This window comes from Enterococcus sp. M-BR2 (assembly GCF_056612775.1).
This window is the reverse complement of the sequence record NZ_CM152743.1, coordinates 412165-438970: the sequence shown is the minus strand read 5'-3', so window position 1 is coordinate 438970 and position 26806 is coordinate 412165. Positions and strand designations below refer to the sequence as shown.

General features: G+C 39.0%; 26 protein-coding genes and 1 riboswitch. Of the genes, 4 read left to right on the top strand and 22 right to left on the bottom strand.

The annotated features are described in order from the left end of the window. Positions 1–15 precede the first annotated feature (15 nt). The 19 genes from AC1F25_RS02110 to AC1F25_RS02020 form a co-directional block, all read right to left on the bottom strand. The gene (locus AC1F25_RS02110; protein ID WP_142975979.1) at positions 16–2202 is read right to left on the bottom strand and encodes a heavy metal translocating P-type ATPase; all 2187 of its coding nucleotides are present in this window, start codon (positions 2200–2202) and stop codon (positions 16–18) included. Then, on the bottom strand, positions 2202–2411 hold the full coding sequence (copZ, locus tag AC1F25_RS02105) for a copper chaperone CopZ (protein WP_002308701.1): 210 nt from the start codon (positions 2409–2411) through the stop codon (positions 2202–2204). The genes AC1F25_RS02110 and copZ overlap by 1 nt, the downstream gene beginning before the upstream one ends. Before the next feature lie 12 nt (positions 2412–2423). Further along, positions 2424–2864: a CopY/TcrY family copper transport repressor gene (locus AC1F25_RS02100; RefSeq protein ID WP_002291784.1), complete on the bottom strand. Its 441-nt coding sequence runs from the start codon at positions 2862–2864 to the stop codon at positions 2424–2426. A gap of 73 nt (positions 2865–2937) precedes the next feature. Next, entirely contained in the window at positions 2938–3477 is a 540-nt protein-coding gene (locus AC1F25_RS02095; RefSeq protein WP_002313548.1) for a P-loop NTPase family protein, read from the bottom strand. A 291-nt stretch (positions 3478–3768) separates the two neighbouring features. Beyond that, complete coding sequence (locus AC1F25_RS02090; protein WP_002291780.1) at positions 3769–5235, bottom strand: APC family permease; 1467 nt, start codon at positions 5233–5235, stop codon at positions 3769–3771. 310 nt (positions 5236–5545) lie between these two features. Continuing rightward, entirely contained in the window at positions 5546–7627 is a 2082-nt protein-coding gene (locus AC1F25_RS02085) for a heavy metal translocating P-type ATPase (protein WP_002313546.1), read from the bottom strand. 203 nt (positions 7628–7830) lie between these two features. Further along, positions 7831–8190 (bottom strand): YccF domain-containing protein, encoded by a 360-nt coding sequence (locus tag AC1F25_RS02080; protein WP_002291778.1) that lies wholly within the window; start codon positions 8188–8190, stop codon positions 7831–7833. Positions 8191–8219: 29 nt separating this feature from the next. After that, positions 8220–8561 (bottom strand): GNAT family N-acetyltransferase, encoded by a 342-nt coding sequence (locus tag AC1F25_RS02075; protein ID WP_002316395.1) that lies wholly within the window; start codon positions 8559–8561, stop codon positions 8220–8222. Continuing rightward, positions 8558–9232, bottom strand: coding sequence for an SGNH/GDSL hydrolase family protein (locus tag AC1F25_RS02070; RefSeq protein ID WP_002320309.1), 675 nt, complete (start codon positions 9230–9232; stop codon positions 8558–8560). Before AC1F25_RS02070 ends, AC1F25_RS02075 begins: the two co-directional genes overlap by 4 nt. 168 nt (positions 9233–9400) lie before the next feature. Continuing rightward, the gene (locus AC1F25_RS02065; RefSeq protein ID WP_002308691.1) at positions 9401–9787 is read right to left on the bottom strand and encodes an iron-sulfur cluster biosynthesis family protein; all 387 of its coding nucleotides are present in this window, start codon (positions 9785–9787) and stop codon (positions 9401–9403) included. A 404-nt stretch (positions 9788–10191) separates the two neighbouring features. Next, positions 10192–11490, bottom strand: coding sequence for an asparagine--tRNA ligase (gene asnS / locus AC1F25_RS02060; protein WP_002308688.1), 1299 nt, complete (start codon positions 11488–11490; stop codon positions 10192–10194). Positions 11491–11529: 39 nt separating this feature from the next. Further along, positions 11530–12720: a pyridoxal phosphate-dependent aminotransferase gene (locus AC1F25_RS02055; protein WP_395533229.1), complete on the bottom strand. Its 1191-nt coding sequence runs from the start codon at positions 12718–12720 to the stop codon at positions 11530–11532. Between the two features lie 20 nt (positions 12721–12740). Next, the gene (locus tag AC1F25_RS02050; protein WP_002316397.1) at positions 12741–13268 is read right to left on the bottom strand and encodes a cell wall elongation regulator TseB-like domain-containing protein; all 528 of its coding nucleotides are present in this window, start codon (positions 13266–13268) and stop codon (positions 12741–12743) included. 46 nt (positions 13269–13314) lie between these two features. Further along, entirely contained in the window at positions 13315–16104 is a 2790-nt protein-coding gene (locus AC1F25_RS02045) for a helicase C-terminal domain-containing protein (protein WP_002334831.1), read from the bottom strand. Between the two features lie 146 nt (positions 16105–16250). Next, on the bottom strand, positions 16251–16451 hold the full coding sequence (locus tag AC1F25_RS02040) for a cold-shock protein (protein ID WP_002288762.1): 201 nt from the start codon (positions 16449–16451) through the stop codon (positions 16251–16253). A gap of 284 nt (positions 16452–16735) precedes the next feature. After that, positions 16736–16900 carry a hypothetical protein gene (locus AC1F25_RS02035; protein ID WP_162897327.1) on the bottom strand — a complete coding sequence of 55 codons (165 nt, stop codon included), beginning with the start codon at positions 16898–16900 and terminating at the stop codon, positions 16736–16738. 2 nt (positions 16901–16902) lie between these two features. Next, positions 16903–17223 carry a hypothetical protein gene (locus AC1F25_RS02030; RefSeq protein ID WP_104765644.1) on the bottom strand — a complete coding sequence of 107 codons (321 nt, stop codon included), beginning with the start codon at positions 17221–17223 and terminating at the stop codon, positions 16903–16905. A gap of 44 nt (positions 17224–17267) precedes the next feature. Continuing rightward, the gene (locus tag AC1F25_RS02025) at positions 17268–17411 is read right to left on the bottom strand and encodes a hypothetical protein (RefSeq protein WP_002318940.1); all 144 of its coding nucleotides are present in this window, start codon (positions 17409–17411) and stop codon (positions 17268–17270) included. A gap of 314 nt (positions 17412–17725) precedes the next feature. Continuing rightward, positions 17726–18844 (bottom strand): baeRF6 domain-containing protein, encoded by a 1119-nt coding sequence (locus AC1F25_RS02020; RefSeq protein WP_002299523.1) that lies wholly within the window; start codon positions 18842–18844, stop codon positions 17726–17728. A 231-nt stretch (positions 18845–19075) separates the two neighbouring features. Here AC1F25_RS02020 and AC1F25_RS02015 point away from each other — a divergent pair, with 231 nt between their 5' ends. The 3 genes from AC1F25_RS02015 (at position 19076) to AC1F25_RS02005 (ending at position 21939) form a co-directional block, all read left to right on the top strand. Continuing rightward, positions 19076–19198, top strand: a complete 123-nt coding sequence (locus AC1F25_RS02015; RefSeq protein WP_002296297.1) for a hypothetical protein — start codon at positions 19076–19078, stop codon at positions 19196–19198. Between the two features lie 115 nt (positions 19199–19313). Next, the gene (locus AC1F25_RS02010; protein ID WP_002302201.1) at positions 19314–20621 is read left to right on the top strand and encodes a serine hydrolase; all 1308 of its coding nucleotides are present in this window, start codon (positions 19314–19316) and stop codon (positions 20619–20621) included. Between the two features lie 118 nt (positions 20622–20739). After that, complete coding sequence (locus AC1F25_RS02005) at positions 20740–21939, top strand: YdcF family protein (protein ID WP_010721455.1); 1200 nt, start codon at positions 20740–20742, stop codon at positions 21937–21939. Positions 21940–21965: 26 nt separating this feature from the next. Here AC1F25_RS02005 and AC1F25_RS02000 read toward each other — a convergent pair whose 3' ends face one another. Together AC1F25_RS02000 and AC1F25_RS01995 are read right to left on the bottom strand one after the other, a co-directional pair. Continuing rightward, the gene (locus tag AC1F25_RS02000; protein ID WP_479994206.1) at positions 21966–23234 is read right to left on the bottom strand and encodes a voltage-gated chloride channel family protein; all 1269 of its coding nucleotides are present in this window, start codon (positions 23232–23234) and stop codon (positions 21966–21968) included. Positions 23235–23289: 55 nt separating this feature from the next. Further along, positions 23290–23356: riboswitch (Fluoride riboswitch) on the bottom strand. A 41-nt stretch (positions 23357–23397) separates the two neighbouring features. Continuing rightward, positions 23398–24045: a FusB/FusC family EF-G-binding protein gene (locus AC1F25_RS01995; protein ID WP_123856425.1), complete on the bottom strand. Its 648-nt coding sequence runs from the start codon at positions 24043–24045 to the stop codon at positions 23398–23400. A 525-nt stretch (positions 24046–24570) separates the two neighbouring features. Here AC1F25_RS01995 and AC1F25_RS01990 point away from each other — a divergent pair. Continuing rightward, positions 24571–25821: an IS110 family RNA-guided transposase gene (locus tag AC1F25_RS01990; RefSeq protein ID WP_119364931.1), complete on the top strand. Its 1251-nt coding sequence runs from the start codon at positions 24571–24573 to the stop codon at positions 25819–25821. A gap of 412 nt (positions 25822–26233) precedes the next feature. Here AC1F25_RS01990 and AC1F25_RS01985 read toward each other — a convergent pair whose 3' ends face one another. Next, on the bottom strand, positions 26234–26737 hold the full coding sequence (locus tag AC1F25_RS01985; RefSeq protein ID WP_002291751.1) for an HD domain-containing protein: 504 nt from the start codon (positions 26735–26737) through the stop codon (positions 26234–26236). Positions 26738–26806: the final 69 nt, after the last annotated feature.

Here is a 26806-nt window from a genome sequence, read left to right as displayed (position 1 = left end):
ACTCCATCCCTTCTCTTACTTTTTCATGTGCCGATTTAAGCTCAGGGAGTTCAACAATACACTGACGGAACTAAACGCCATCGCTCCTCCTGCAATGATTGGATTCAAAAAGCCTAATGCAGCAAAAGGAATGCCAATCGTATTATAGACAAAAGCCCAGAAAAGATTTTGTTTGATTTTTCTCAATGTCATTCTAGATAACTCGATTGTTTGAGCAATGGACGCCAAACTACTATTCATCAGCGTTACATCTGCTGTTTCCATCGCGATGTCCGTTCCACTTCCCATTGCCATACCAACATCAGCTAATGCGAGAGCTGGCGCATCATTGATTCCATCGCCTGCCATACCGACTTTTTTGCCATCTTTCTGCAGTTTTTCCACATAGGCTGCTTTATCCTCTGGAAGTACTTCGGCAAAGATGTGCATTGGATCAATCCCCACTTGTTTACCGATCGTTTCGGCTGCCAGTTTGTTGTCTCCTGTCAGCATAAAGACATCTAATCCTTTATCCTGTAACTGCTTGATTGCTTGTTTGGCTTCTTGTTTGATTTGATCTGCCACGGCAATCAGCCCGATCACTTGCTTTTCATCAGCTAAAAACATGACTGTTTTTCCCTGCTGTTCTAATTCTAACGCGTGTTCTTGGTATTCATCAAATGATAGGTTCAATTCAATTAATCGTTTACGTGTACCCGCAAAACAGCGTACTCCGTTAATCGTACCGCTGATTCCAGCACCTGGGTGAGCTGTAAAATCAATCATATCGTATGTTGCTGCTTCTTGCAGTTTTCCGTATTCCACGATTGCTTTACCTAGTGGATGTTCAGAAGCTTGTTCTAAAGTATAAAAAATAGATAGGACTTCTTTAGAACCGACTAGATCTGTAACTTTGGGCTTTCCTTCTGTAATCGTTCCAGTTTTATCCAAAACAATGCTGTCTAAGTGAGCAGCTGCTTCTAATGCTTCTCCGCCTTTAATTAAGATTCCGTTTCGTGCGCCAACACCCGTTCCTACCATGATAGCTGTTGGAGTCGCTAAACCTAATGCACATGGACACGCAATGACTAATACAGAGACGCTATGGATCAATGCAAGTTGCCAATCACCCGAGATCAAACCTGTCGCCACTAGTGTGATGAATGCAATGACTAAAACGATCGGAACAAAAATCCCTGAGATTCGATCCGCGATTTTTTGAATTGGTGCTTTGCTTCCTTGAGCGTCTTCCACCATTTGGATGATTTGAGCTAAAACTGTCTGCTTACCAACTTGTGTGACTGCCATGTGAAGCAGACCATTCGTATTGATTGTTCCGCCAAAGAGTGTGTCATCTGGATTCTTTTCTACAGGAAGACTTTCGCCAGTAAGCATACTTTCATCGATCGCACTACTTCCTGAAATGATTCGACCATCTGCTGGGATCTGCTCACCAGGACGGATGACTAGCTGATCGCCAACGACGACTTCTTCAATCGCTAACTTTTCTTCTTTACCGTTTCTTATTACTTGAGCTGTTTTTGTTTGAAGAGACATCAATTGTTTGATTGCATTACCTGTTTTCGTTTTTGCTGTATGTTCCAAATATTTGCCGAGCAAAATCAACGTGATGATCATACTGCTGCTTTCAAAATAAAGATCTTGGGGATGTCCACGGAAAAATCCGTTGTAAATGCTCAATGCAAAAGCAGCTGATGTTCCGATTGCTACTAGTACATCCATATTTGGTGCTTTCGTCTTGATTGCATGATACGCCCCTTTATAAAAACGAGCACCAACATAAAATTGGACAGGTGTAGACAGAACTAACTGAACGATTGGCAGATGAAAAAAGTGAACAATTGCCGCATGGCTCCCCAACATCATGGCAATCATTGACAGCATCAATGGCAAAGTCAAAATCGTACTCAATACAAGATCGAATAGCATTTTTTTCAAATATGCTTGCTTTTCTTCCGCAATTTTTTGTTTATGGGCTTCATCGTACAAAATCGCACCATAGCCGATGTTCTCTACGCTTTGGATTAATTTTTCAGAGGTCGTCCCTTCATATTTGACACTTGCTTTTTCAGTGGCCAAGTTGACTGTGGCATTGACAACACCAGGTTGTCCGTTCAGCTCTTTTTCGATCCTAGCAGAACAATTTGCACAAGTCATACCTGTAATGACGAATGTGTCCATTTTGGTTTCTGCTGCTGCCATCAAATCACCTCTGCTTTATATCCCAATCCATTGATTGCTTGACAAATCTTTTCGGATTGGACTTTTGTTTCATCAAACTTGACCGTACCGTTTGCTTTTTTCAAGTTCACTTTTACTTTCTGTACGCCGTCAAGTGCGCTTACCGCTTCTTCGACTCTTGCAGCACAATGATTGCAGCTCATACCTTCGATTGAAAATTGTTGTTTCATTTTTTCTTCCTCCTATTGATGTTGTTTACATTCACATTGACCTGGGATACAGTTGCATTCGATTGTTTCGACTGGTTGCTTTTGTTCTAATTGTTTCAAGATTTCATTGATATCTTCTTGAGTCAAAGTAGCTTCTTCTACTAGATCCGCAATCGTCTCTCCAATCCTTTTTGCACAGATATGGGAAAAAAGATTCTCCGTCGCACTACGAACTGTTTCCATCTCTGAGACAGCTGGATGATAAATGAATTTTTTTCCTTCTTGTTCTGTCCAGATCACTTCTTTTTTTACCAAACGTCCCAGCAAAGTTTTGATCGTTGCTGGTTTCCAATCCATCGAATCAGCTAAGATCTGCGTGATTTCTTGGGCAGTCGTCTGCCCAAGTGTCCAAATAACCCGCATGATCTCCCATTCTGAATCGCTGATTTTTACCGGCGTTTTGACTTTCTCCACTTATTTCACACCTTTCGTTTACAAATGTAATCAATAGCTTACGAATACAGATTACACTTGTAAACAAAAACTGTCAATTATTTTTGCTCTCTATTTTCAATTTAGTTAAAAATTCTTGTTTTTCCCCTCTTGTTTTAAGGATGATCAGTTTGTTTCGTGCATGATTTTCTTGGATCAGTTGCTGTATTTTCGGTTCATTGTTTTCTTCAAAATGCCAGATAAAAGATAAAAATTCTACGTATTCCCTGTTTAGTTTCTCTGTAAATGCTTCAGGCATATCTGGCCGTGATTTTTTGTTTATCTTTCTTTTTAGAGAACGCCAAACTACTCGGTAGATGGCGACATAACGCGGCACTTTAAGCCAAATGATTTTATCTGCTTCTTTGATTCTCTCTTCTAACGTAGAAGTATAATTTCCTTCAACGATCCATGACGGATTAGATACCATAAACGATTGCTGTTCTTGTAAAAACCACTGTTTTGCCTGAATACTGTAATCTGTCGTATGCCATAAAAGGTCTAGAGGCAGTAGCGGAAAGCCGGTGATTTCTTTGATCTTCCTTGCGAGGGTCGATTTTCCCGACCCACTTTGTCCAATCACGATGATCTTCATTTTCCTCCCTCACTTCTCTTTGGAATTTGGTTCGATCATACCACTTATAATGCCACAAAAAAACAAGGGACTGTGACAAAAGTCGTGTCAAAGTCCCTTGTTCCGAATAAACGGTGTTCTCCTGCCAACTCCTCGGTCACAAGTCACACTATTCAACAAACATGAGAAGCTGTTTTTTGAACTTGTTCCTTGTTACTCAGAGTGAAACGGCAAGTTCCCGACCTCTGGGTAAACGGTGTTCAATCAGCTGACCACTTCTGTTACAACCTCTTGTAACAAGTATTTCTATATTTAAGGCTGAACCACAGTTTCTGGCTCAGTGATTTCTTTATTTTTGTCTCGACGAGCGATAGCTGGCAAGATCATGCCTAATAAGATCAAGACGATTGGTGTGATGATATTCGTGAATAGCTGGAACCACCATGCTTTAGGATCAGCAGTATAATCTACTTTTGGTACCATTCCTAAGATACAGGCGAACGCAGTGAAGGCAAAGCACCAAGCACCGAAGATAAACCCGATTTTTGGATTTTTGACAAATTTATATTCAGAATTGAATTTCTTATAAGCTTTATTCAACATCATATACGCCAAGAATACCCATAGGTAACGCATTGGCATAACAACTGAGTTCAAGTTCGTCAACCATTTAACTAATTCATTCATATCTTTGATACCGAAGATTGGCAGCAAAATAATGATTCCTACTAGTATACCTGTCAAAAGATAGCCGTTTACTAATGTACCTTTATGACTACGTTTACGTAGCCAGTTTGGTACGAATTCTGGATCTGCATCTGCTAACAAGATTTTTAACGGTGCATCGATTGAAAAGGCTAATGCGGAGATTTGTCCGATCATATTTGTCAATGCGTAAATAATCATCAATGAGTTACCGATACCATAGTAATTACCTAAAATTTGAAAAGCACTGTATGCCCCATTTGCCATCAAATCTTTAGGGATATTATCGCTAGCAAACAGCATGCCCATTGCGACTGAACCTAATACAGCACAAATCCCTACCATTGCTGCTAAGAAAATCATCCCTTTAGGAAATTCTTTTGCAGGATTTCTTGTAGAGTTAACATAAGGGGATATTTTTTCCGCTCCTCCAACTGCAAACACTAACATAGAGACGGTTGTGAAATAACTGAAGTCAAAGGTTGGAATATATGTTTTCACTTGATTCATATGCGGTGTGGCAAATTCCATCGTTGGGTTGATGAACGGTGCCGTTACTGCTAAAAGAATAAATAAGATCGACATAACGAACATCGCTGTTCCGGCTAATCCGCCGATTACTTTCAACGTAGAAAGTCCTTTTGTTGATAAATATAAAAAGGCAAGAAATATAATAAGTGAAATAACTGCTACCATTTGGACTGACATCGTATTTACGATATTTCCATTTCCTTGGACCGCCCAACCCCCTGCAATCAGGATGGCTTGAGGTTTTTGTGCCAAATAAGGAATATGCACGACCCAGTAAGTCCAAGCAGCATAATATGCTAGCCGTTTATTGGATGTCGTATTTTCGACCCATGAACTGACGCCTCCTTTACTATCCTTGAAGGCTGAGCCTAATTGTCCAACGATCAATGCGTATGGAATGAAATAAATGGCTAGAATCAATAGCCAAGAGGTGACAACTGATACTCCTTGCTGGGCATAGTTATTAACTACATTCCCCATGCCCCAAACCATGTTAAATGCAATTAACGCAACAGTGAACCAGCGTAATTGTTTATTGTTCATTCGTTCTCTCCTTTATAATAAAAATTTGTTAACCAAATGTAATCATATTCAATTTTTAACAAACTTACAAGACAGCGTTATTTTATGTGTGTATTCTTTTATTTAATACACATCATGTTTTCATATTTTTTCCATCAAAAAAAGGAGTTGTTTTCTTTCATTTCATTGATTTTATTGTATTTAAAGCAATTTTGAATTTTCTGTAAAATTAAAAACATCAGTTATTTTATAATCTTAGCTATTTTCTTTGTATTCTTTTATTAAGAAAAAGGAATAAAAAAAGAGGACGTTCATTCGTCCTCTCTACTGGTCAATATTTATTTTTTACATGTAAGCTTCGCATAGCATTCAAAACAGCTAGGACAGTTACCCCGACATCTGCAAATACTGCATCTCCCATTGTTGCAAAACCAAAAGCACCTAAGGCAAGTACCAGCATTTTTATCCCAATAGCAAAAATAATGTTCTGCTTGACGATCTTCAATGTTTTCTTTGCTAACCGGATCGCATCTGCAATCTTCGATGGTTGATCGTTCATGATGACTACATCTGCTGCTTCAATTGCAGCATCGCTTCCTAACCCACCCATTGCGATCCCTACATCTGCTCTTGCTAGCACTGGTGCATCGTTGATTCCATCTCCGACAAAGGCGGTCTTTTTATTGCTTCTTTGTAAGATCTCCTCTAACCGCTGTACTTTATCTTCTGGAAGTAGTTCACTGTATATCTTGTCCACGCCAACTTGCTTCCCGATATGATCAGCGATTTTTTTCGAGTCACCTGTCAACATTACTGTGTGCTTGACACCAGCCTGTTTTAGTTGAACCAATGCGTCTACGGCATCTTCTTTCAAGGTATCCGCAATGACAAGATAACCACTATAACTTTGGTTGATTGCTATATAAAGCAGTGTACCGATTTCTTGACTTGAAGGAAAAGAAATCTCAAACCTTTCCATCAATTTGTGATTACCTACTAATATTTGTTTGCTGTCAACTTCAGCTAAGATTCCTTCACCTACAAATTCTTGGATATTTGTCGCCGGTAAAAGCGGACCTTCGTAGCCTTCTAAAACGGATTGCGCAATCGGATGTGTAGAAAACTGTTCTGCACTTGCAATATATTGCATAAATTTCTTTGGATCAATTCCTGTTGGATCGATCGTCTGGATCGAAAAGTCGCCTTTTGTTAATGTGCCAGTTTTATCGAAAACCACTGTCTCAGTTTGTGCAAGCAACTCCAAATAATTTGAACCTTTTATTAATACACCAATTTTACTTGCTCCGCCGATCCCACCAAAGAAACTAAGTGGTACGGAAATCACTAATGCACATGGACATGAGATCACTAAAAACGTCAACGCCCGATAGATCCATTCAGAAAACGCCGCTCCAGAAACTATTGGAGGTAAAACAGCCAATAAGACGGCCAATCCTACAACGACTGGTGTATAATATCGCGCGAATTTGGTAATGAAATTTTCAGCTGGTGCTTTTTTGCTGCTGGCATTTTCTACTAATTCTAATAATTTACTGATGGTAGAATTTTCATAGGATTTTTCTACTTGAACTAAAAATGGTTTATTTTTATTGATAAATCCACTTAATACTGTTTCACCAACATATACAGATTTAGGAACGGATTCACCTGTAAGTGCGGATGTATCGACTAATGATTCTCCTTCGATGATCGTTCCATCTAACGGTACACGTTCACCAGGCTTAACAAGTACATACTGACCAATCTGCACATCTTCAGGATTCACGGTCATCAATCCTTCTTCTGTCTGTATGTGCGCTGTTTCTGGACGAATAGCCATCAATTCACGAATCGATTTTCTTGAATGATTGACTGCCAATCCTTGGAAATATTCGCCGATTTGATAAAACAGCATCACTGCTACGGCTTCTGGATATTCACCGATCAACATAGCGCCGATCGTAGCCACAGACATGAGGAAATTTTCATCAAAGATTTGTCCTTTGACGATATTCATCACCGCTTTTTTCACTACATCATATCCTATCAGCAGATAAATCAATAAATATCCTATCAAACGAATTGGTTCATTAAAATCAAATAATAGCAAAACAGCGATACCTGCAAGTGAAAATAAAATCCGGATCAGCGTGTTTCTCTCTTTTTCATTTCCATGTTCAGATACTTTTTCTTTATCTATTTCTGTTACCTTGACGTCTGGTTCTAATTCCCTCACTACTTTTTTTGTTTCCTGTTCAACCGTAGCTAATCGATCTTCCGCTACGTCAATCGTTAGTTTTCCAGAAGTGAAATTTACCGTTGCTTCCTTGACTCCATCGATTTGCTGGACTCCTTTTTCGATTTTCATCGCACAGTTCGCACAATCTAAACCTTCTAATCTGTAACTTTTCATTTTAATGACCTCCTCGCCTTAACATATGAATATCTCTTCATAACTAATTATAAATGAATGTACATTCATATGTCAAGGTATCCGAAAGAAAAAATGAGTTTTCAAAATATAAAAAGAACCAGATAAAACACGTGATAGTTGTGTTTCATCCAGTCCTCTCGTTCATAAAACATGTTTAGGACACTCTTTTAGAACATCCTGACTTATATAATCTCTGCACCAAATGGCATTAACGCCAATCGAGCAAGTTTGAAAGATTGCTTTGCAAATGGTATCCCTATAATCGTGATACATAGAAGGATGCCGCTGACGACATGTCCAAGAGCAATTGGGAGACCTGAAACGATCAGCCAGATGATGTTAACAATCAATGACATGCCGGACTGGTGATAAATTACTTCTTTGCCAAAAGGCGCAAAAGAAAGGGAGGCGATTTTAAAACACTGCATACCGATGGGGATACCGATGATCGTGATACACCAAAGTACCCCTGCTGCTAACCAGCTAAGACCCCCAATTAGTCCGCCAAATATGAACCAGATGACATTTCCTAAACAACTCATTGTATTTCTCCTTTTATTACAGTTTTTAATTAGAACTGGACAAAAAACGATTTGATTTTTCTTTTTTTAGCTTCCAGCATCAAGTATTCCGCAAATCTTTTTTGGATTTCTTCCGTTTTTTCTTTTGTTACTAATGTGTGTTGGATTAGTTTTCCTGCTGGTCGCTGATCCACCCGTTCTTCTGATTGCTGTTCATCTGCTTGCGCAAAACCGATGATCCGGTTTTCTTTTGTTACAGCAACGATCAATAGTTTATTCCTATCATGTAGTTCAGCTGCCGTTTTTACTTTTACGAATGATTCTGGATGATCAGTAATCAGCTGATTGATTTGAGGGAGATCTTCTTTTACTGCCCTTCGTATTTCCATCATTTCTCCCTTTTCTTTCGTTCATTTTTATTTCCACTAAAAAAATCAACTGCGGAAATCGCATCTATCCAACTTTGTGCAATAATCTCGTGTCCGCCAATCGTTGGATGCACGCCATCTTCTTTTGTATATTTCGAAAAACCATAAGCGATTCCTAAAGCATTGAATATTCCATCTAAAGGAATCAGTAATGTGCCATATTCTTTTGCGAGTTTACGAACGGTTTGGATCTTAGGGTCTAAGTCTTTGCGCCACCCATAACGATCATTTGTCACAGGAAGTACAAAAGGCTCCATTAATACGATATTGCAGATTCCAGCTGCTTGTAGTTCATTTAGTAACTCTCGATAAACGGATTCAAATTGCTGCACAGATTTCTCAGTGCCGAATATAGCTTGATCTCCAGTATTATGCCACGTATCATTGATTCCAATCAAAATCGATACATAATCAGGTTGCAGAGCTAAACAATCTTCTTGCCAGCGCGCTTGCAGATCTGCAATTTTGTCTCCTCCTATCCCACGGTTTATACATTCAAATTCCATCGTTGGATATCGTGAGATTAGTTTCCCGGCAATCAAAAGCGGATACCCTTTACCTAAATCCGTTGCTTCTGAACGGTCTCTTCCTGCGTCTGTAATACTGTCACCAATAAATAACACGCGTGTTTTCATTTGTCAAAAACTCCTTTTTGAATAAAACGACGATTTTCTTCCTTATATTATCCCATAAGCTCTGCCAAGACGAAAGAGTAAATAGATGTATAAAAAAAGACACCCGCCTAGTTTCCTCAAACGATTGGATGAATACTCAACAAGTGCCTAGTTTTTTATGCTTTTTTCTTAACGTGCCGGATTTTTCTTGATTCCTTCGTTGTTTGATTCAGTGAAATCGATCAGACCTAAGTTTCCGTCAATCAGCCCACTGTCGCCCGTCAAACTCAAAATATGACGAGAAGCATCAAAACGTATATTCATATGCTCATCTAAGTCTGCCAACGAATATCCCTTTACTAATATCTCTCCTAGATTGCTTGGGATAGATTGGTCATAACTTTCTGTCGACATATCTGATCCGATGATTCCAAGGGTGAATTGAACTTGCATGTGGATCATTGCATGCTGAGAATACGGACCTATTCCATCTTCGAATGTTAATATTAGTTTGTTTTCAGGTGCTAGATGCTGCTTTATTTCAGCAGCAGAAGCATCATCAAATCGGATCTCCATTTGAATCGCCTTCTTTGTATATGTTGGATTGATTGCGATTTCATTATAGAATCTTGTGAATCAAATAGCAATTTCTTTTGCTTTCTTCTCTTGTCTGTTGGAAACTTCCTTTATCCCGTATTTAAAAAAAGAACTGCGAGAGCTCGCAGTTCTTTTTTAGAATAAACGGTGTTCAATCAGCTGACCCTCGATATTAGCTCAAAAAACGGTAAAATATGAGAAGCTATTTTTCCGTTTTGTTTCTCTAATACTCAGGTCAAGGCACTGATTTCACAACCTCTTCCTTAAACGGTGTTCAAAAGCCAGTTTCTCGGTATTAAGCCAAATTTATGTAAAAATGTGGAAAGCCATTTTTTACAAAATTTTTCTTAATACTCGAAACTAAACAGCTTTTTCATCACTTCTTATGGATAAATTCGGTTCAACAAACGTGGGAATGGAATAGCTTCACGCACATGGTCGATACCAGCAATCCAAGTGACTGTTCGTTCAAGACCTAGACCAAAACCAGAGTGCGGAACAGAACCGTATTTACGTAAATCAAGATACCATGAATATTCTTTTTCATCCAAACCGTGATCACGGATTTGTTCTAACAAGAAATCATAGTCCGTTGCCCGTTCGCTTCCGCCAATGATTTCACCGTAGCCTTCTGGTGCGATCATATCTGCACAGATCACCACGTCTTCTCTTGTTGGATGTGGTTTCATGTAGAATGGCTTGATGGCTTTTGGATAGTTTAGGATAAAGACAGGTTGTTCGAATGAATTCGCAATGAACGTTTCATGAGGTGAACCAAAATCTTCGCCCCATTCGATGTCATCAAATCCATTTTTCTTCAGTAATTCGATTGCATCATCGTAAGTAATACGAGGGAATGGCAATTTTGTATAAGTTTTTAAGACTTCTTTGTCTCGTCCTAGTACATCCAATGCGTATTCGCAATGATCTAAAACATTTTGTACTAAGAAGGCTACATATTGCTCCTGTACTTCTAAACTTTCTTCTTGGTGAGTGAAGGCCATTTCTGGTTCGATCATCCAGAATTCAATCAAGTGACGGCGTGTCTTTGATTTTTCAGCACGGAAAGTCGGACCGAATGAAAAGACTTTTCCGAAAGCCATAGCAGCAGCTTCCATATATAATTGGCCACTTTGAGATAAATAGGCTTTTTGATCAAAGTAGTTTGTTTCGAATAGATCCGTTGTGCCTTCTGGTGCTGAACCAGTCAAGATTGGCGGATCGATTTTGACAAAATGATGTTGATTAAAGAATTCATACGTTGCACGAATGATTTCATTTCTGATTTGCATGATCGCATGTTGTCTTGAAGAACGTAGCCATAAATGACGATGATCCATCAAGAAATCTGTTCCGTGTTCTTTTGGTGTGATTGGATAATCGTGGCTCTCGCTTACTACTTCCACATTTGTAATCCCGATTTCATAACCGAATTTTGAACGGCTGTCTTCACGAATTTCTCCAGTTACTAACACAGATGTTTCTTGGTGCAGATTTTTAGCTGTTTGGAAAACTTCTTCTGGCACTTCGCTTTTTACAACCACCCCTTGGAAAAAGGCTGTTCCATCTCTTAATTGTAAAAATGCGATTTTTCCGCTTGATCGTTTATTTGCGACCCAAGCGCCGATTGTTACTGTTTCTCCCACATGGTTTTTCGAATCGATGATTTGAATTTGTTCCACGTATGACTCTCCTTTTATATTCCTTGAATTTCTTCAGGATTAATTTTGACTTTTACTCTCAATAAATTGCTTGATTCTGCGTACCGCTTCTTCTAACGTAGCCCGATCAGTCGCATAACTCATGCGGACATTTTCTGGTGCCCCAAATCCTTCGCCAGTCACAAGTGCTACCCCTGTTTCTTCTAAAAGATCTTCTACCCATTGTGTGACATTTTCATACTTACACATGCGTAGCGTTTCTTTTACATTAGGAAAAAGATAAAAAGCTCCTTGCGGCTTTTCAAGAGAAACACCTGGTAGTTCTGCCACAAGCGGATATAACGTATTCAGGCGTTCTTCAAAGGCGTTCCGCATTTCTTCTACTGTATCTTGCTCACCTTTCAATGCTTCAACAGCTGCATATTGACTGACTGCGGTCGGATTGCTAGTTGATTGGGAAGCAACAGCGATCATCCCATTGATAATTTCAGGATTCCCAACCGCATAACCGATGCGCCAGCCTGTCATCGCATAGGTCTTAGACACGCCATTTATGATGATGGTCTGATTTTTGATTGCTTCTGAAATCGTTGCAATTGGAGTAAACTCATTGCCATTATAAACTAAACGACTATAAATATCATCAGCAACTATCAAAATATCATTTTTTACTGCCCATTCACCAATTGCCTGCAGTTCATTCTTGCTATAAATCATTCCAGTCGGATTCGATGGCGAATTGATGATCACGGCTTTTGTTTTTCCTGAACGTGCTTGTTCTAACTGTTCAACAGTGACTTTCCAGTTATTAGATTCTTTCCCTTTCACAAAGACAGGCAGGCCTTCTGCCAGTTTCACTTGCTCGCCGTAACTGACCCAATAAGGCACAGGAATGATGACTTCATCTTGCGGGTCCAGAATTGTTTGAAAAAGTGTATACAAAGCAAATTTCGCGCCATCTGTTACGACCGTTTGTGAAGATTCATAGACAAGTCCATCGTTTTTCTTCAGATAATCAACGATCGCCTGTCGAAGTTCTGGGATTCCTGCTGTTGGTGTATAATAGCTAGCTTTTCCGTTACGGATTGCTTCGATTGCTGCTTCTTGGATGTTTTCTGGTGTCGCAAAATCCGGTTCTCCCACAGTCAAACTCAGCACATCTCTTCCTTTTGCTTTTAACGCCTTGGCTTTTGCCGCAGCTGCCAAAGTAACAGATGGTTCTAATCGTTTCGTTCTTTTTGATAACTCCATCCCATTCATTCCTTTACCTATTAAATTCCCTTGATTGTCTTGACTTCATCTCCTGATTCAAAACCAATCAGGTAATAATTCAATTTTCCATTTGTTTCTTTTCCTACTACTTCCCATACAGGCTGATCATCGTACATTCCTAATGCTGCTTTTTCGATTTGGATTTCAGGATGAGCTGTAGCAATTGTTTGTTTCGCTTCGTTTTCAGTCAACCCCTTCGTTTGATCCAATACTTTTACTTTTTCACCAGATTTAGGAATGATAACGGCGATTTCTTTTCCTTTATCATTCGTACCCGTCAATGAAAAGTACGTTTTCTTTCGAGTAAACCAGTAAAAATGATCAGCTTCCTCGAGATTTGCATATTTCTTTGCGATTTCTACTGCTTCTTTTTTCGCCTGGACCGCCGGACGACTAGAACGCAAGTAAAAAATCGAGCTGATCACGATGACCGCTAATAAAAACACGATCAAGCCAAGCAACACGCGATTAATCGTTTTTTCCTTTGTCTGTTTTTTCTTCAAGGGTCGTCGCTCCTTTATCTTCATTCCTTTTCATTATAGCAGATTTTAATGATGAAAAAAGACGGCACCTTTAACTTCCTTCTTTATTTTTCTTTAAGAATTCATGGAGATCCTGATAGATTTCATCCATAGCTAGCTCTTTTATCGGTACTTTTTTCGGTAATGCATGGATGATTCGTGCACCATATTTTGCAGTGACTAATCTCCGATCCAAAATAAGTAATACGCCACGATCTGTCTCCGTCCTTATCAAACGACCTAATGCTTGGCGTAACTTCAAAGCTGCTTTAGGCACGGATTCCTGATAAAAAGGATTGATCCCCTCTGATTCCAGATAAGCATTCCTAGCTTTGACCATGGGACGTAACGGGTTGTCGAAGGGTAAACGTGTGACTACAACAATCTGTAAAGCATCTCCAGGTAAATCTACACCTTCCCAAAAGCTGTCAGCACCAAATAAGACGCTTTTTTCTGACAAAATGAAGCGTTTCAAAAGTTTTTCCCGACTTCCGCCAAATCCTTGAGCAAGAATTTCACGTCCTTTTTCTAGCATAGACAAATGCATTTTCTGATATACCTTTTGCAAAACATCATGAGAAGTGAATAAAACAAGGATCGGCCGATCTTCTTGTTCAATCAATCCTGTGAGTGCTGCTTCTAAATAATCGATATATGCTTGATTGCTGACTTGATGGACTGCAGGTGCTTCTTTCGGCACATAGATTCTTGCCTGTTTCTCGTAATCATAAGGAGAAGCAATCACTTTAAGAGGTGCTGCTTCAATGCCCAGTCGTTTAGAGAGATACTGTCGATTAGGTCCGATCTTCAGCGTTCCTCCAATATAAAGAATATGGTCATATCGTGGATACCACACAGTGGACGGCAACATAGCTGCTTGAAAATCATGGAGATGAAAAATCATCTGCTGTGCTGTATTCCCAGGAACGAACCAATGGATCAAATGATCTCGCCAATCTTCTAGCCATTGGTCCATCAGCAAGTATTGCTTGTCTAATTGATCAAATAAGCTATATAAACTTGCTAAATCGATCCGCATCTGGTTAGTCCAACTTTCTTGGATAATCTCAAAAGTCAAGCGCATTTGTGATTGTAGTTGTTGGATCTCTTGATAAAAAAGTTGCAGGTGATCCATTGCTGTCCCAGATTCCAGTGGCAGCTGATCCAACATTTCTTTTGTCATCATGACTTCTTCTGGATATTGTCCGTTAGGTTGCTTGCTGCTTACTAAGTTCATTAATCCCTCTGCCACGCAAATCTGCGCTTCGCATAGCGCAGAGAGTTCTTCTCGATAAATCGACAACCAGCGTAAGGCTTCATGTTCCTTCGGCAAATAACTTTGTATGCGGTCAAATAACTGATTCGGCTCTTCCAACTGCTGGATTTGTTTATGGAAGTAGTTAATACTTAGTCGTTTGTCATTTACTTTTTCAGCAATTTCCGGCAAATGATGCACTTCATCAATCAACAAATAAGGACTAGCTGGAAGCAATGGTTCTTTTCGCTGTGTTTCTTGTACTAAAAATGCATGGTTGACAATCAAAAAATTGCTTTGTTTGATTTTCTTTTGCAAGAAACGCACAAAGTCTTGTTTGTAAAACGACTGATTCCTTGCTAAAAACCCGGTGCCTCTGTGCGCGACATCTGCAAAGAATGCATGGTTCAGATTAGTTAAATGTAATTCATCCAAATCACCGGTCTTCGTTTGTGTTAGCCATACTAAGACAGCCATTTGGTACAAAGCATATTGTTTTTGTCCCGGCGGTTCCACAAGTGTACCTTTAAAACGCTGTAAATCAATATAGTGGCGATAGCTTTTGATAATCACAGGTTGTATCGGCTGTTCTAGTAATTGATTCAGTAATGGAATGTCTTTTTCCATGATCTGCTGCTGCAAAACAAGCGAAACGGTGCTGATGACAGCTGGTTTTTCAGGTGTAGCCAAATAACTCAAAGGCAACAGATAACCAATCGTTTTGCCCATTCCTGTAGCTGCTTCGATCATCAAATCTTTTGATTCATCTTTTGTGAAATGGTCGTAGACAGCATTCATCAGCCTGTTCTGTTCTTTTCGATACATCAGTGTTTTACCAAACATTTTTTCTTTTGCTTGTTTTTTTCTTGGATATGTCCGCTCGCCATAATGGACGGATGTGAATAGTTCCACTTCTTTTTTCTGCAAAGCTAGCCCATCGATGATTTCTAATGAGAGATCAAGGGGCTCCGGGTTTTCTTTCATTTCTTCAAGCACGTGGTAAATGAAACGACTCGTATCCATTCCTGTATGGCTACTTAATCGTGCAATCTGCTCTAATGTGATGATCGGCAATTTCCTCATTCGTTCTTCGATCAGTAAAAGAAGCTGACCTGTCACTTCGGCATCACTATCCGCCTGATGAGGATTCTCATGAATAAAGCCAAGGCTTTCTGACAAATCAGCTAAGCGAAAACTTGGTTCCGTCGGCAAGAAAATTTGTGCAAGTTCTACGGTATCGATGCCCGGTATCTTCAAACTAGGAAGTCCGCATCGCATGAGTTCATGGTTCAAAAAATTATAATCAAAATAAATATTATGCGCGACAAATATGGTGTCTGCCAAAAGATTGTAAATCGTTTGGGCGACATCTTCAAAATAAGGCGCTTTTTGGACGCGTTGATTCGTGATCCCTGTTAAATGCTGGATTTGTTTTGAAATCTTCCGCCCTGGATGAATATCGATCGAAAAACGTGAAGTGATCCGACCAGCTTCAATCATGACGCAGCCAAATTGGATGATCCGATCTTCTTTTGGATTCGTCCCAGTCGTCTCGATATCAACGACTGCATAAGTTCTTGGTTTCAAAATATCTTCCTCTTCTCCTGCCTCTAATGTTCTTTTGAAATTATACTACAAAGTGCAGAAAAATACTCTCATCGCTTTTTAAAGAAAATAGACAAAAACGCCCAGACACGCAAATGTCTGGGCGTTTATTTTTTAGTATAGGTTAATTAAGCTTTAGTAACGTTTGTTGCTTGAGGTCCGCGTTGGCCTTCTTCAACATCGAAAGTTACTGCTTGGCCTTCTTCTAAAGTTTTGAATCCGTCGCCTTGGATAGCTGAGAAATGAACGAATACATCGTTTCCGTTTTCTGCAGTGATGAATCCAAATCCTTTTTCTGAGTTAAACCATTTTACTGTACCTGTTTCCATAATAAAAATCCTCCTTGTGTATCAACACATATTTTGCAATTACTTGAATGGTGTATATCTGGAAGATGTTTATTTGAAACAAGCTACCACAGATTACCGAACAAAAACTACTCCTATAGTATATCATACCGTTTACAAAAAAGCTAGAGTTTTTCGACTTTTTTTATTAAAAAAAGTTTTCTCAGCGATTACATAAAGTGAAAAACCGAACTTTTTTTAAAATAAACGACATATTGTTCAGTTGGTGTTTTTTTGCTCTGATGTTCTTCTTTAAACTAAAAAAATTATTCTTTCTGACTACTTATCGGTTCTGTTTCAACGGTCGAGGCTGGGGAAGATTCTTTAGTAGGTCTGATGTTCTCATGGTATTTTTGATAGCCTATGAAAGTGACCAGAAGAACAAGGCAAACCAATACGATCAACGAGATTAGTTTTTCTTTTTTGCTCATATCTATACCTCATAAATAACAGGATGATGTCCATCATATTTCTGAGTATGAGTAAAAGCAAAAGCTACAGCTGTAGAATGTAAGAAATGCCAGCAACTTTCATAATCACAGGTCGGACAGTACCAAAAGTAACCAAATCTTGGCTGCAAAGACCGTTCTTCTGTTTCAGGAATCGCAGAATCAAGATCTGTTGTCTGTACATAAACATTTTTGTACAGACGTGTGCCTGTAATAGGAGACCGCTGTGTTTCTTCAGCAAAAACTGGCTGACTTGTTAAACTTAGGGATAGAAACAGCAAACACCATAATAGTCTTTTTTTCATAAAGACCTCCTTATCGATAAGTTTTTCCCAATTAAAATCATATCTCAAGAACGCCCGTTATTCACATTTTGTTCATAAATGATGTTTTTTGTATCATAATCGTCAAAAAGAGGTCGTGACCACGTCACAACCTCTTTTTTAAACGGTGTTCCAGAAGTAGCTTCTTCGGAAATAAGCCGAAATTTCACAAAAATTTGAGAAATAATTTTTGTCAATCTCTTCTTATTTCTTGAAGCTGACCACTTCTGTCACAACCTCTTCCTTAAACGGTGTTCAAAAGCTTGCATCTGCGGTAATAAGCCCACCAAACAAAAAATATGAAGAGCTATTTTTGCTTGCTGTTCTTATTACTTGATGCAGAACAGCTTTTTCACAACCTCTCATACACGGTGTTTAATCAGCTGACCTTCGGTATTAGCTCAAAAAACGGAAAAATATGTGAAACTATTTTTCCGTTTGTTTCTATAATACTCAGGTCAAAACACTGATTTCACAACCTCTTTTAATAACGAAGAATCGCTGTCAGACTCTTTTCATCTGGCGCATCTTTTTGATCCAAAATAAACACTTTCCCGCCATTAATGATCACATCATCTGCTAATGCATTCAACACTTGACGCCGATCATATTCTATTTCAGGATCTTCACCGAAACCATCAGCTAAGTTTGACGTAGCGATAAATAGATGCGACACTTTTCCTTCTTTCGCAGCTGGAACGATATCAACTAACTGATCGATGAATTTCTTATCTAAGAGTTTATTGTATTCTTTTGATTCTTGAGCTGCGAGTTCACTTGACAGCTTCTTCGCCCCTTCTTCGATATCTCTAAAGGATAGCTGCGCAGGAGAAGCAGAAATCGCAACGTCTGCACAATAATAGGGATTTTTAGCAATTTTTTTGAACATCGTCTGATTTTCTGGTAATGCAAATAAATAAATCGGCCATTGTTCAGGATTTTCGAAAGAATCCTTCAAGTACGTATCAACTGCTTGGTAATAGTTGACCCAATCGATCTCTACCTCTTCATCTTTTGGATTTACGCCATGGAAAGTTACTCCATCTCGGGCTCCGCCTCCTCCATTAGAAGAGAAGTTCAAACCGCCACCTGTCAGTTCAGATCCCAATGCAGTAACGACATCAACCGGTGCCCCTTCTGGTAGAGATACTTCTTTTACTTGTTTGTTGCTGACCTCATACAATTTCATGGAGTCGCGGTTCAATCCCAATAAATAATAAGAATAGTTGAACTGCCCATTTTTGATAATAGCCAGTAAATAAGGAAGATCACTTACATAGTATTGATCGTCTACCGGGATACTCAAACGATGGATATAGGTTTGGTCAGCAGTTATAATGACCGCTACACTCGTAGTTGCACTACGCCAAAACGAAGGATCTCCTAACAAATTTTCAATTTTTTCTTGGAACGGGGACCAGTCATGTTCGGAATATTTTTTCTCAAAACGTTTCTTTGCTTCTTTCGCAAAATTTTTGAATTTGATCTGATCTTTTTCCACATCTTGATGGGCGACATGCGTATTCAGCATGATCGTGACGAATGGTCCTTTAGCGCCTTCTGAAGTCAATTGTGACAATAATTCTTTATCCTTTTTTGCCATAAACGTACCCCTCCTAAAAAAATCATTCATTTGTTTCTATCTAAAGTCTACCACAACACTATTTTTCCATACAATAAAACGTATCTAAAAAAATAAAACGGTTTCTACGTTTTTAAATTTAGCTATTTTTTAAGTTATCTTCATAATTTCCTCAATTATTTAGCCCCAGTCTTCAACTATTCTTCATGAAATGCTGATAAACTAAGAAAAAGAATAAAAGAGGTGGATCTTATGCATTTGATTATGATTTTCAGTTTATTAAGTATTATCAGTTTGTTTGCTTTCAGCGCTTCCCGCTTATTAGATGCGGAAACACAGCCTATTCCTGTAAAAGTACGTAAAAACGACCGCTAACCTTCCATAACGTGCGTTCTTATCCTAAAGTTTTTTCAGAAACATTGAAACTCTCTCCCCTCTCTGATAAAATTTTAATTTGTAGCGAAACAAATTAATTACAAGGAGATCGGATATGTCCATAAAAAAAACACGTCTAGTCCTATTATTGGCTAGTCTCATTCTTTGCCTTGCTTCTTTTCTACCAGCTGTTGCTGTGCAAGCTGAAGATACGTTCAAAGTAAATGCAAAAGCAGCTTTTGCTGTAGATGCGCAAAGCGGTAAGATTCTTTATGATCAAGATGGAGAAAAAACCATGGGGATCGCTTCAATCACAAAAATCATCGGTCTTTACATCGTTCTTGATCAAGTAAAAGAAGGAAAACTATCATGGGATGATAAAGTTTCGATTTCAGATTATGCAGAAAATTTGAGTATCACCCCAGATTTATCGAATGTTCCTTTGCATAAAGAAAACACCTACACTGTCAAAGAATTATTCGACTCTGCAATTATCCAGTCAGCCAATGCTTCAATGGTGGCCTTGGCAGAAAAAATCTCTGGCAGCGAAGCTAAATTCACTGAACGAATGAAAGAACAATTGAAAGATTGGGGAATCAAAGATGCAACAATCGTTAATGCATCAGGATTGAACAACTCTTATCTTGGCGAAAACCGACCAGAAGGCACTGGTGAAAACGACGAAAATCAAATGTCTGCTCAAGATGTGGCCATCGTTGCCCGCCATTTGATCTTGGATTTCCCAGAAATACTGGATGTATCAAGTACTACGACCCAAATGTTTGGCGAAAATACGCAATCACCAGTGGAAATGGTCAACTGGAACTGGATGCTCCCAGGATTCGTTAATTACAAGGAAGGCGTGGACGGATTAAAAACTGGTACGACTGAGCTTGCAGGTGCTTGTTTCGTTGGTACGATCACTAAAAACGATCAACGGATCATCACTGTCGTATTGAATGCGGACGGCCATGCGGAAAACCCGAGTGCCCGCTTCAATGAAACAGACCGTTTGATGGACTACTGCTATGACAATTGGTCAGAAAAAGAGCTCGGAAAAGCTAACGCAAGTATTCCTAGTCTAAAAACCATTGATGTAAAAGACGGAAAAGAATCAACAGTTCCTGTTGTGCTTAAAAGCCCTGTAAAAGTATGGGTACGAAACGATATGGATACTGGCAAATTAACGATCACGCCAACACTTGACAAGAAGCAAGTCACTGACAACGAGATCCAAGCACCTATGGATAAAGGTACAAAAATCGGTACCGCTACGATCACCTTGGCAGACGATAAATTAGGCTATTTAGAAGACAACAATGCGCCATCAACAGAGATCATTACGGATAAAACAGTGGAAAAAGCGAATATGTTCGTGATTGGCTGGCGACGCGTCGCAGAATTTTTCGGCAACTTGTTTTAATTGAACAATAAGAAAAACATCTTTCCATCGGAAAGATGTTTTTTTGCTTTTTCTAGTTTAAATAACAGCTTTTTTCATCTATTTTCGTTATACTGTATAAGAAAAGGGAGTTGAATTTATGAATCTAACCAGAGATCTGATCTTTTTAGTTCTCTATCTTATTGGGGTATTCTCTATCGTTTATTGGCGAAAACAGAAGAAGGATCCTTCCTTGTTCTTTTACAGCAGTACGTGGACATTTACGGTAATCTTAACTTATTTTGTCGTGTTGGAAATTTTTTATTCGACCTTTTATTTTTTGATTCCATTGTTGTTCTTTAGTATCTTTGCTTTTTCTTATTTCACAGAAAAACGAAGGCTGCTGAATGGTCTTTTATTCAATGTTTTCCTCATCAGTTTCGGCATCTACTTGTTTGTCTTGCTGTATGAAACGCAAAATATTTTCCTTGGCGGACTGATCGCCTTGATCACGATTCCATTGCTACTTGTCCTTTTATTTGGTATTTATGGATTGATTGTTTTTCTTTTTTGGAACGGGGTCACAGTTTTACGTAGAGAATCGCATTCATTAGCTAATCTTTTAACGTTGATACTAGCCATTTTTCTTACACTGTTTCTTGTTTTTGACTTTTTCTTGTTAAAATATTTGCCGCAATGGATAAATGCTTTGTTTTTCTGCGTTCCCCTGATCTTGATCTATCTATTTATCGTATTCTACAACTTTTTGACTGTCTCATTCTTGTATCAGTTCAACCGGCCTCGATACAATCAAGACTTCATCGTTGTGTTAGGCGCCGGGTTGATCAATGGAGAAACAGTGTCTCCTCTTCTAGCCAAGCGAATCAATAAGGCAATTGCTTTTTATCGGGCTCAAAGCCGTGCTACATTAAATCCGCCCATCTTATTGATGTCTGGTGGGCAAGGAGCAGACGAAAAAGTACCAGAGGCCATTGCGATGAAACAATATGCCATGGAACAAGGAATCCCTGAAAGAGACATTCTTGTCGAAACCAATTCGACAACCACTTTGGAGAACATGCTCTATTCAAAGGAAATCATGGATCAGCAAATGAAAGGGCCGTACCGCGCGATCTTTAGTTCCAACAATTACCACATTTTTAGAGCCGGTCTTTATGCGCGGCAAGCCAAATTGAAAGCAAATGGTATTGGTGCAAAAACAGCTTTCTACTACTTGCCTAATGCGTTTTTAAGAGAATACATCGCCATCTTGATGATGAACAAAAAAAGACATATGATCATTTGCGGATTGCTTTTCGCAGGCTCCGCATTCTTATCGCTGATTACTTTACTTTTCTAAAAAAACAAGGTGTGACAAAACATATGTCACACCTTGTTTTTTTCTTTCATTCTCTTAACTATTGGCAAAAAGAGTATCCCTTTTTTGACCGCTACTTGCTGAGCAGAATAAATACCGCTGTTGCCTGAACACATAAAGCTGATCAAGCAGATCATAAAGAAGTATACTGCCGCTTGTGAACCGAACAATTCGATCCCCATCACAAAGCAGGCAATCGGTGTATTTGTCGCACCAGAAAATACTCCGATAAAGCCCAATCCTGCAAGAAAAGGAACAGAAACATGGAGCAAAGGCGCTAGTGCTGCACCAAGCGTTGCACCAATTTCAAACAATGGTGTCACTTCTCCCCCTTGGTACCCTGCACCTAAAGACAAAACTGTGAAGAATAACTTCCCAATAAAATCATAGACATGTGCCTGTCCATTAAATGATTCTTGAAGTAACGGAAGACTCAATCCGAGATAACGTTGTGTTTGCAAAATCAATGCTGCTGCCACAACTACAGCTCCACCTATCGTATTTCGCCAAACAGAATGAGGAATCCATTGTGCATATCGCGCTTTTAAAAAGACGATCGAACGGCTGAATACCCAACCAATCAAACCAAAAGCAATCCCAGCAACAAAAACTTTGAAGAACAGCAACATACTCCATTTAGGAATCACACCCATTTGGTAATGTAGATGAGAAACACCATAGCTTTCTGTCATGAAATTTGCAAACAGTGCAGCAAAGAAGCTAGGGAAGATTGCTTCTGTTCGGACTTTCCCGATTGCCAACACTTCTAATCCAAATAATGTTCCAGCTAAAGGTGTGCCAAATACAGAACTAAAACCCGCACTGATTCCACTGATAATCAAGATTTCCCGTTCTGATTTATCCAATCGGAATAAATGCGCTATATTATCAGCTAATGCTCCCCCCATTTGAACTGCTGTTCCTTCACGACCAACAGATCCCCCAAATAAATGAGTAGTGATGGTCCCAAACAAGGTCAATGGAATGAGCCGCAAAGGGATCTTCTCTTCTCCTCCATTCCCTTGATCAATCACTAAGTTATTCCCACGACTAGAAAGACCGCCATGATACGCATAAAGATAAGCAAAAAGCGCGCCGCTGACTGGCAATAGATAAAGTAGCCAAGGATGTGCTAGTCGGATATCTGTCACGAACGTCAGGCTATTTAAGAAAAAAGCAGACAAGCTCCCTATGAATACTCCGAGAATCGCTGTGACCACCAGCCACTTCAACATGTACATCAAAATACGCACTGGACTCGGTAATTGTTTTTCCATAAAAAATTCCTCCTCAAATAAAAAAACGCCTACTAAAGAAAGGGGCTGGCCCCAGACTTTAGTAGGCGTCATTAGCTATCTTACGTTAGCATTTAAAGGCGAACACCATCACCTATTCACTTCCATTAAAAGATAGCATATTTTTCTGTAAAAAACAATAAAATTATCGTTCTTTCTTTACACGTTCAGCAAATTCATAGAAAGGAGCCAATTTCGTTAACTGTTGATTACATTGATCACTATCATGACAAATATAATTCCCCTTTTTCGTATACGTGCCATCAGAACCGGCTTTCGTTGTAGAAAGAAAGAGCGAGACATTCGATGTTTTCTGACAGATCGCACAGATTCCCTTATTAATCGTTGGTGATAAAGTACCGCTGATCCCTTTTAATTTTCCATCTTCGTAATAAACCATGAATTTTTTTTGCGTCCCTGGATCATTCCAACCGATGTACGTATGTGCTTGCAAGTCGATTTCATTCCAAGCGGGTTGTTTGAGTTTTTTCACTTTTCGGAATAATTTCTCGATTTGTGGTTTGCTCGGCTGCATAAACGGCTGGACGATTTGCTTCAGCTCCTCCAATGCTCGTTCTGCTTGCGTTTTTGTCAGTTTTACATCTAAAACTGTCGTTAAAAACGTATCGATTTCTGGTGGTTCGTAACCTAATACATCGCGAATCTTTTCAGCTGCTAGAGCCTGAACCGTTTGTACCGTTTTTGAGTCATTGACAGATGAGTACGCATTTAATAACTGATCTACTTCTCTTTTTATAAAAAAATATTGATATGGTTTCATTGTTTGTTCCATGATTTTAAAGTCCTTTCTTCTAACCAAAGTGCATACTTTGTAGAAAAAAGTGATCTTCTGCAAAGTATGTGTTACCTGAAGATCCCGGACTCTTTTAAATAAGATATGTTTTGCATCTTATCATCACCCCCTCGTAAAATATATTTTGTCTAACAGTTTTCTTTCAAGGTGTCTATAAATCATAAAATTTATTGAATAACACATTCCTTCCGGAATTTGTTTCGATATTGTGTGATTTCTCAGAGTACAATGGATGTATGGAAAGGATCCAACGGGAATTTGCTACTCACCCCTGTAGTTTTGTCTACCTTGTAAAGTCTGTTACCCGTGCCACTGTTATCACTACCAACTCATTAGCTGTTTCGATAATGGACTAGACTTTCAAATAGTAGTTGGAAGGCAGCTTCTAGCTCTTTTATCACCGTATTCTATTAGGCGAGGTTGTGGCTATACAGTGAGTTTCTGGGGAATCCCACAGTATCGAAGCATTTTCCAAAATTTAAAATGAAAGGAGGTCCTTCTTCCATGAAATTATTTGTCGGTATTGACGTTAGCTCTGAAAAATTAGATGTTTGTTTTCTAACTGACGATGATCAACTCTCTATATTGTCTGAAATCCCTGTTACCAATGATATTGAGGGTGCCACATCCATACGAGATATGATTCTTGAGTTCAATGAGAATTATCACTTTAATCAGATTGTGATTGGTATGGAATCAACGTCCATGTACAGCTTTCACCCTTCCATGTTTTTTCACGAAGATGAGGAGCTGAAGAAACTCAATACACTTGTAACGATTGAAAATCCTTTTCGGATTAAACAGTTCAGTCGCATGTTTGATGAGGATAAAACTGATCGAAACGATGCATTAAGAATTGCTGACTTTTTGCGTATCCAACGATTCACAACTTCCCCTATCAAAGAAGAGAAATACATGGCTTTACAGCGTTTAACTCGTACTCGCTATCAACTCATTAAGCAATTAACTCGTACAAAACAACATTTTCTGGAAAATCTAACGTACAAATGCAATACGCTTGCTCGAGAAATGCGAGACGAATCGACAAGTCTTTTTAGTGCCACAGTCATTTCCCTTATGACAGAAGACTTCACCCTCGATGAGTTAGCTGAGCTTCCTTTGGAAGCCTTCTGTGACTTACTTCAAGAAAAAGGAAGAGGTCGGTTCAAGCAACCAGAAAAAATTGCCAAGGCGATTCAACGAGCTATCAGATCAAGCTATCGCTTAGGATCTGTAGCCCAAGAGTCTATTGATATTGTTCTGGGTGTTCTTGTCTGCGAAATACGGGCTCTTGAAAAGAACATCAAAGAACTAGATAAAGCAATCGAACAATTAGTGGTTGTTATTCCAGAATACCAATGCTTAACCAGTATTCCAGGCGTTGGTAAAGTCTACGCCGCTGGATTGATCGCTGAAATCGGTCAAATCGAAAGATTTGAAGATCAGACGAAATTAGCAAAATATGCTGGATTAAGCTGGAAAGTCAAACAATCCGGGAACTATCAGTCACAAAACACGCCTCTGACAAAACAAGGGAATCGATATTTCCGTTATTACTTAGTTGAAGCTGCCAACTCTGTAAAAAATTATCTTCCCGAATATAAAGCTTTTTATCAAAGCAAATATAAAGAGGTTCCAAAACATCAACACAAACGAGCTCTCGTCTTAACCGCAAGAAAATTTACGCGTCTGGTGGATACGCTACTACGTAACCATCAACTCTACACGCCCCCAAGGAGCGTGATAGATAAATAACACTTTGTTATTGACGCAAATCCTTGAAATGACCCGAAAAAATTTTGATTTTGGTCGGGTCTAGTTAAGTGCGCTTCAAAACAGGTGACTCAATAAAACTATGTTTCATTTTTGTCTTGACTTATTACCATTAGACTTTAATGTTCACTCTTCTATGTACATGATTCATTCGATAAATAAAAGTAAACCGTATCTTGAGCAAATAGTAAACTGCAAACAGAAAAAGGACTGTGACAAAAGTCGTGTCAAAGTCCCTTTCTACAAACAAACGGTGTTCCAGAAGTAGCTTCTTCGAAAAATAAGCCGGAATTTCACAAAAATTTGAGAAGCAATTTTCGTAAATTCCTTCTTATTTCTTGAAGCTGACCACTTCTGTCACAACCTCAATATGGTCTATTATTGGTTATACCTGTTAAATCGAGGATTCTTTTCCGAAGTAACGTTGCCATCTCTTACGCATACTTGCTGACATAGGCTGAGCGGCTTCTTTGACTGCGCAGTATTTGTCTACGAATGTTACGATATATCCTTCTTTGTACTTAGGCGGTGCAATCGTTGCGCCCCACATGTGCTTCAAAATGATATCTCGCTCAAGATCCGACAATTCGGTGATCTTTTCTGCATTCTTTACAGCAATTCTTGGATGGATATACGCATGTGTACCTTCATCGAATTTCGTCGTACGCCAATCATAGTAGAACAGATCATGCAAAAGTCCAGCACGCGCTGTTGCTTTAGCATTGCCACCCCATTTTTTTGCGAGCAGATAACTATAGTAAGAAACACTGATGGAATGCTCCAAACGAGTGGAATGAACATGCTGTGTGTAATTCGCTAATTTTTTCACTGCTTCTGTTTCTAAAAGATCTTCTACATAAGACATATATTCTTCGTCTTCACGCCATTTTTCTGTCATAATTATCGATCTGCCACCTTTTTGAATTTCATTTTCTTCTGAAATTGATCTAAGTATACCACCAGTGTT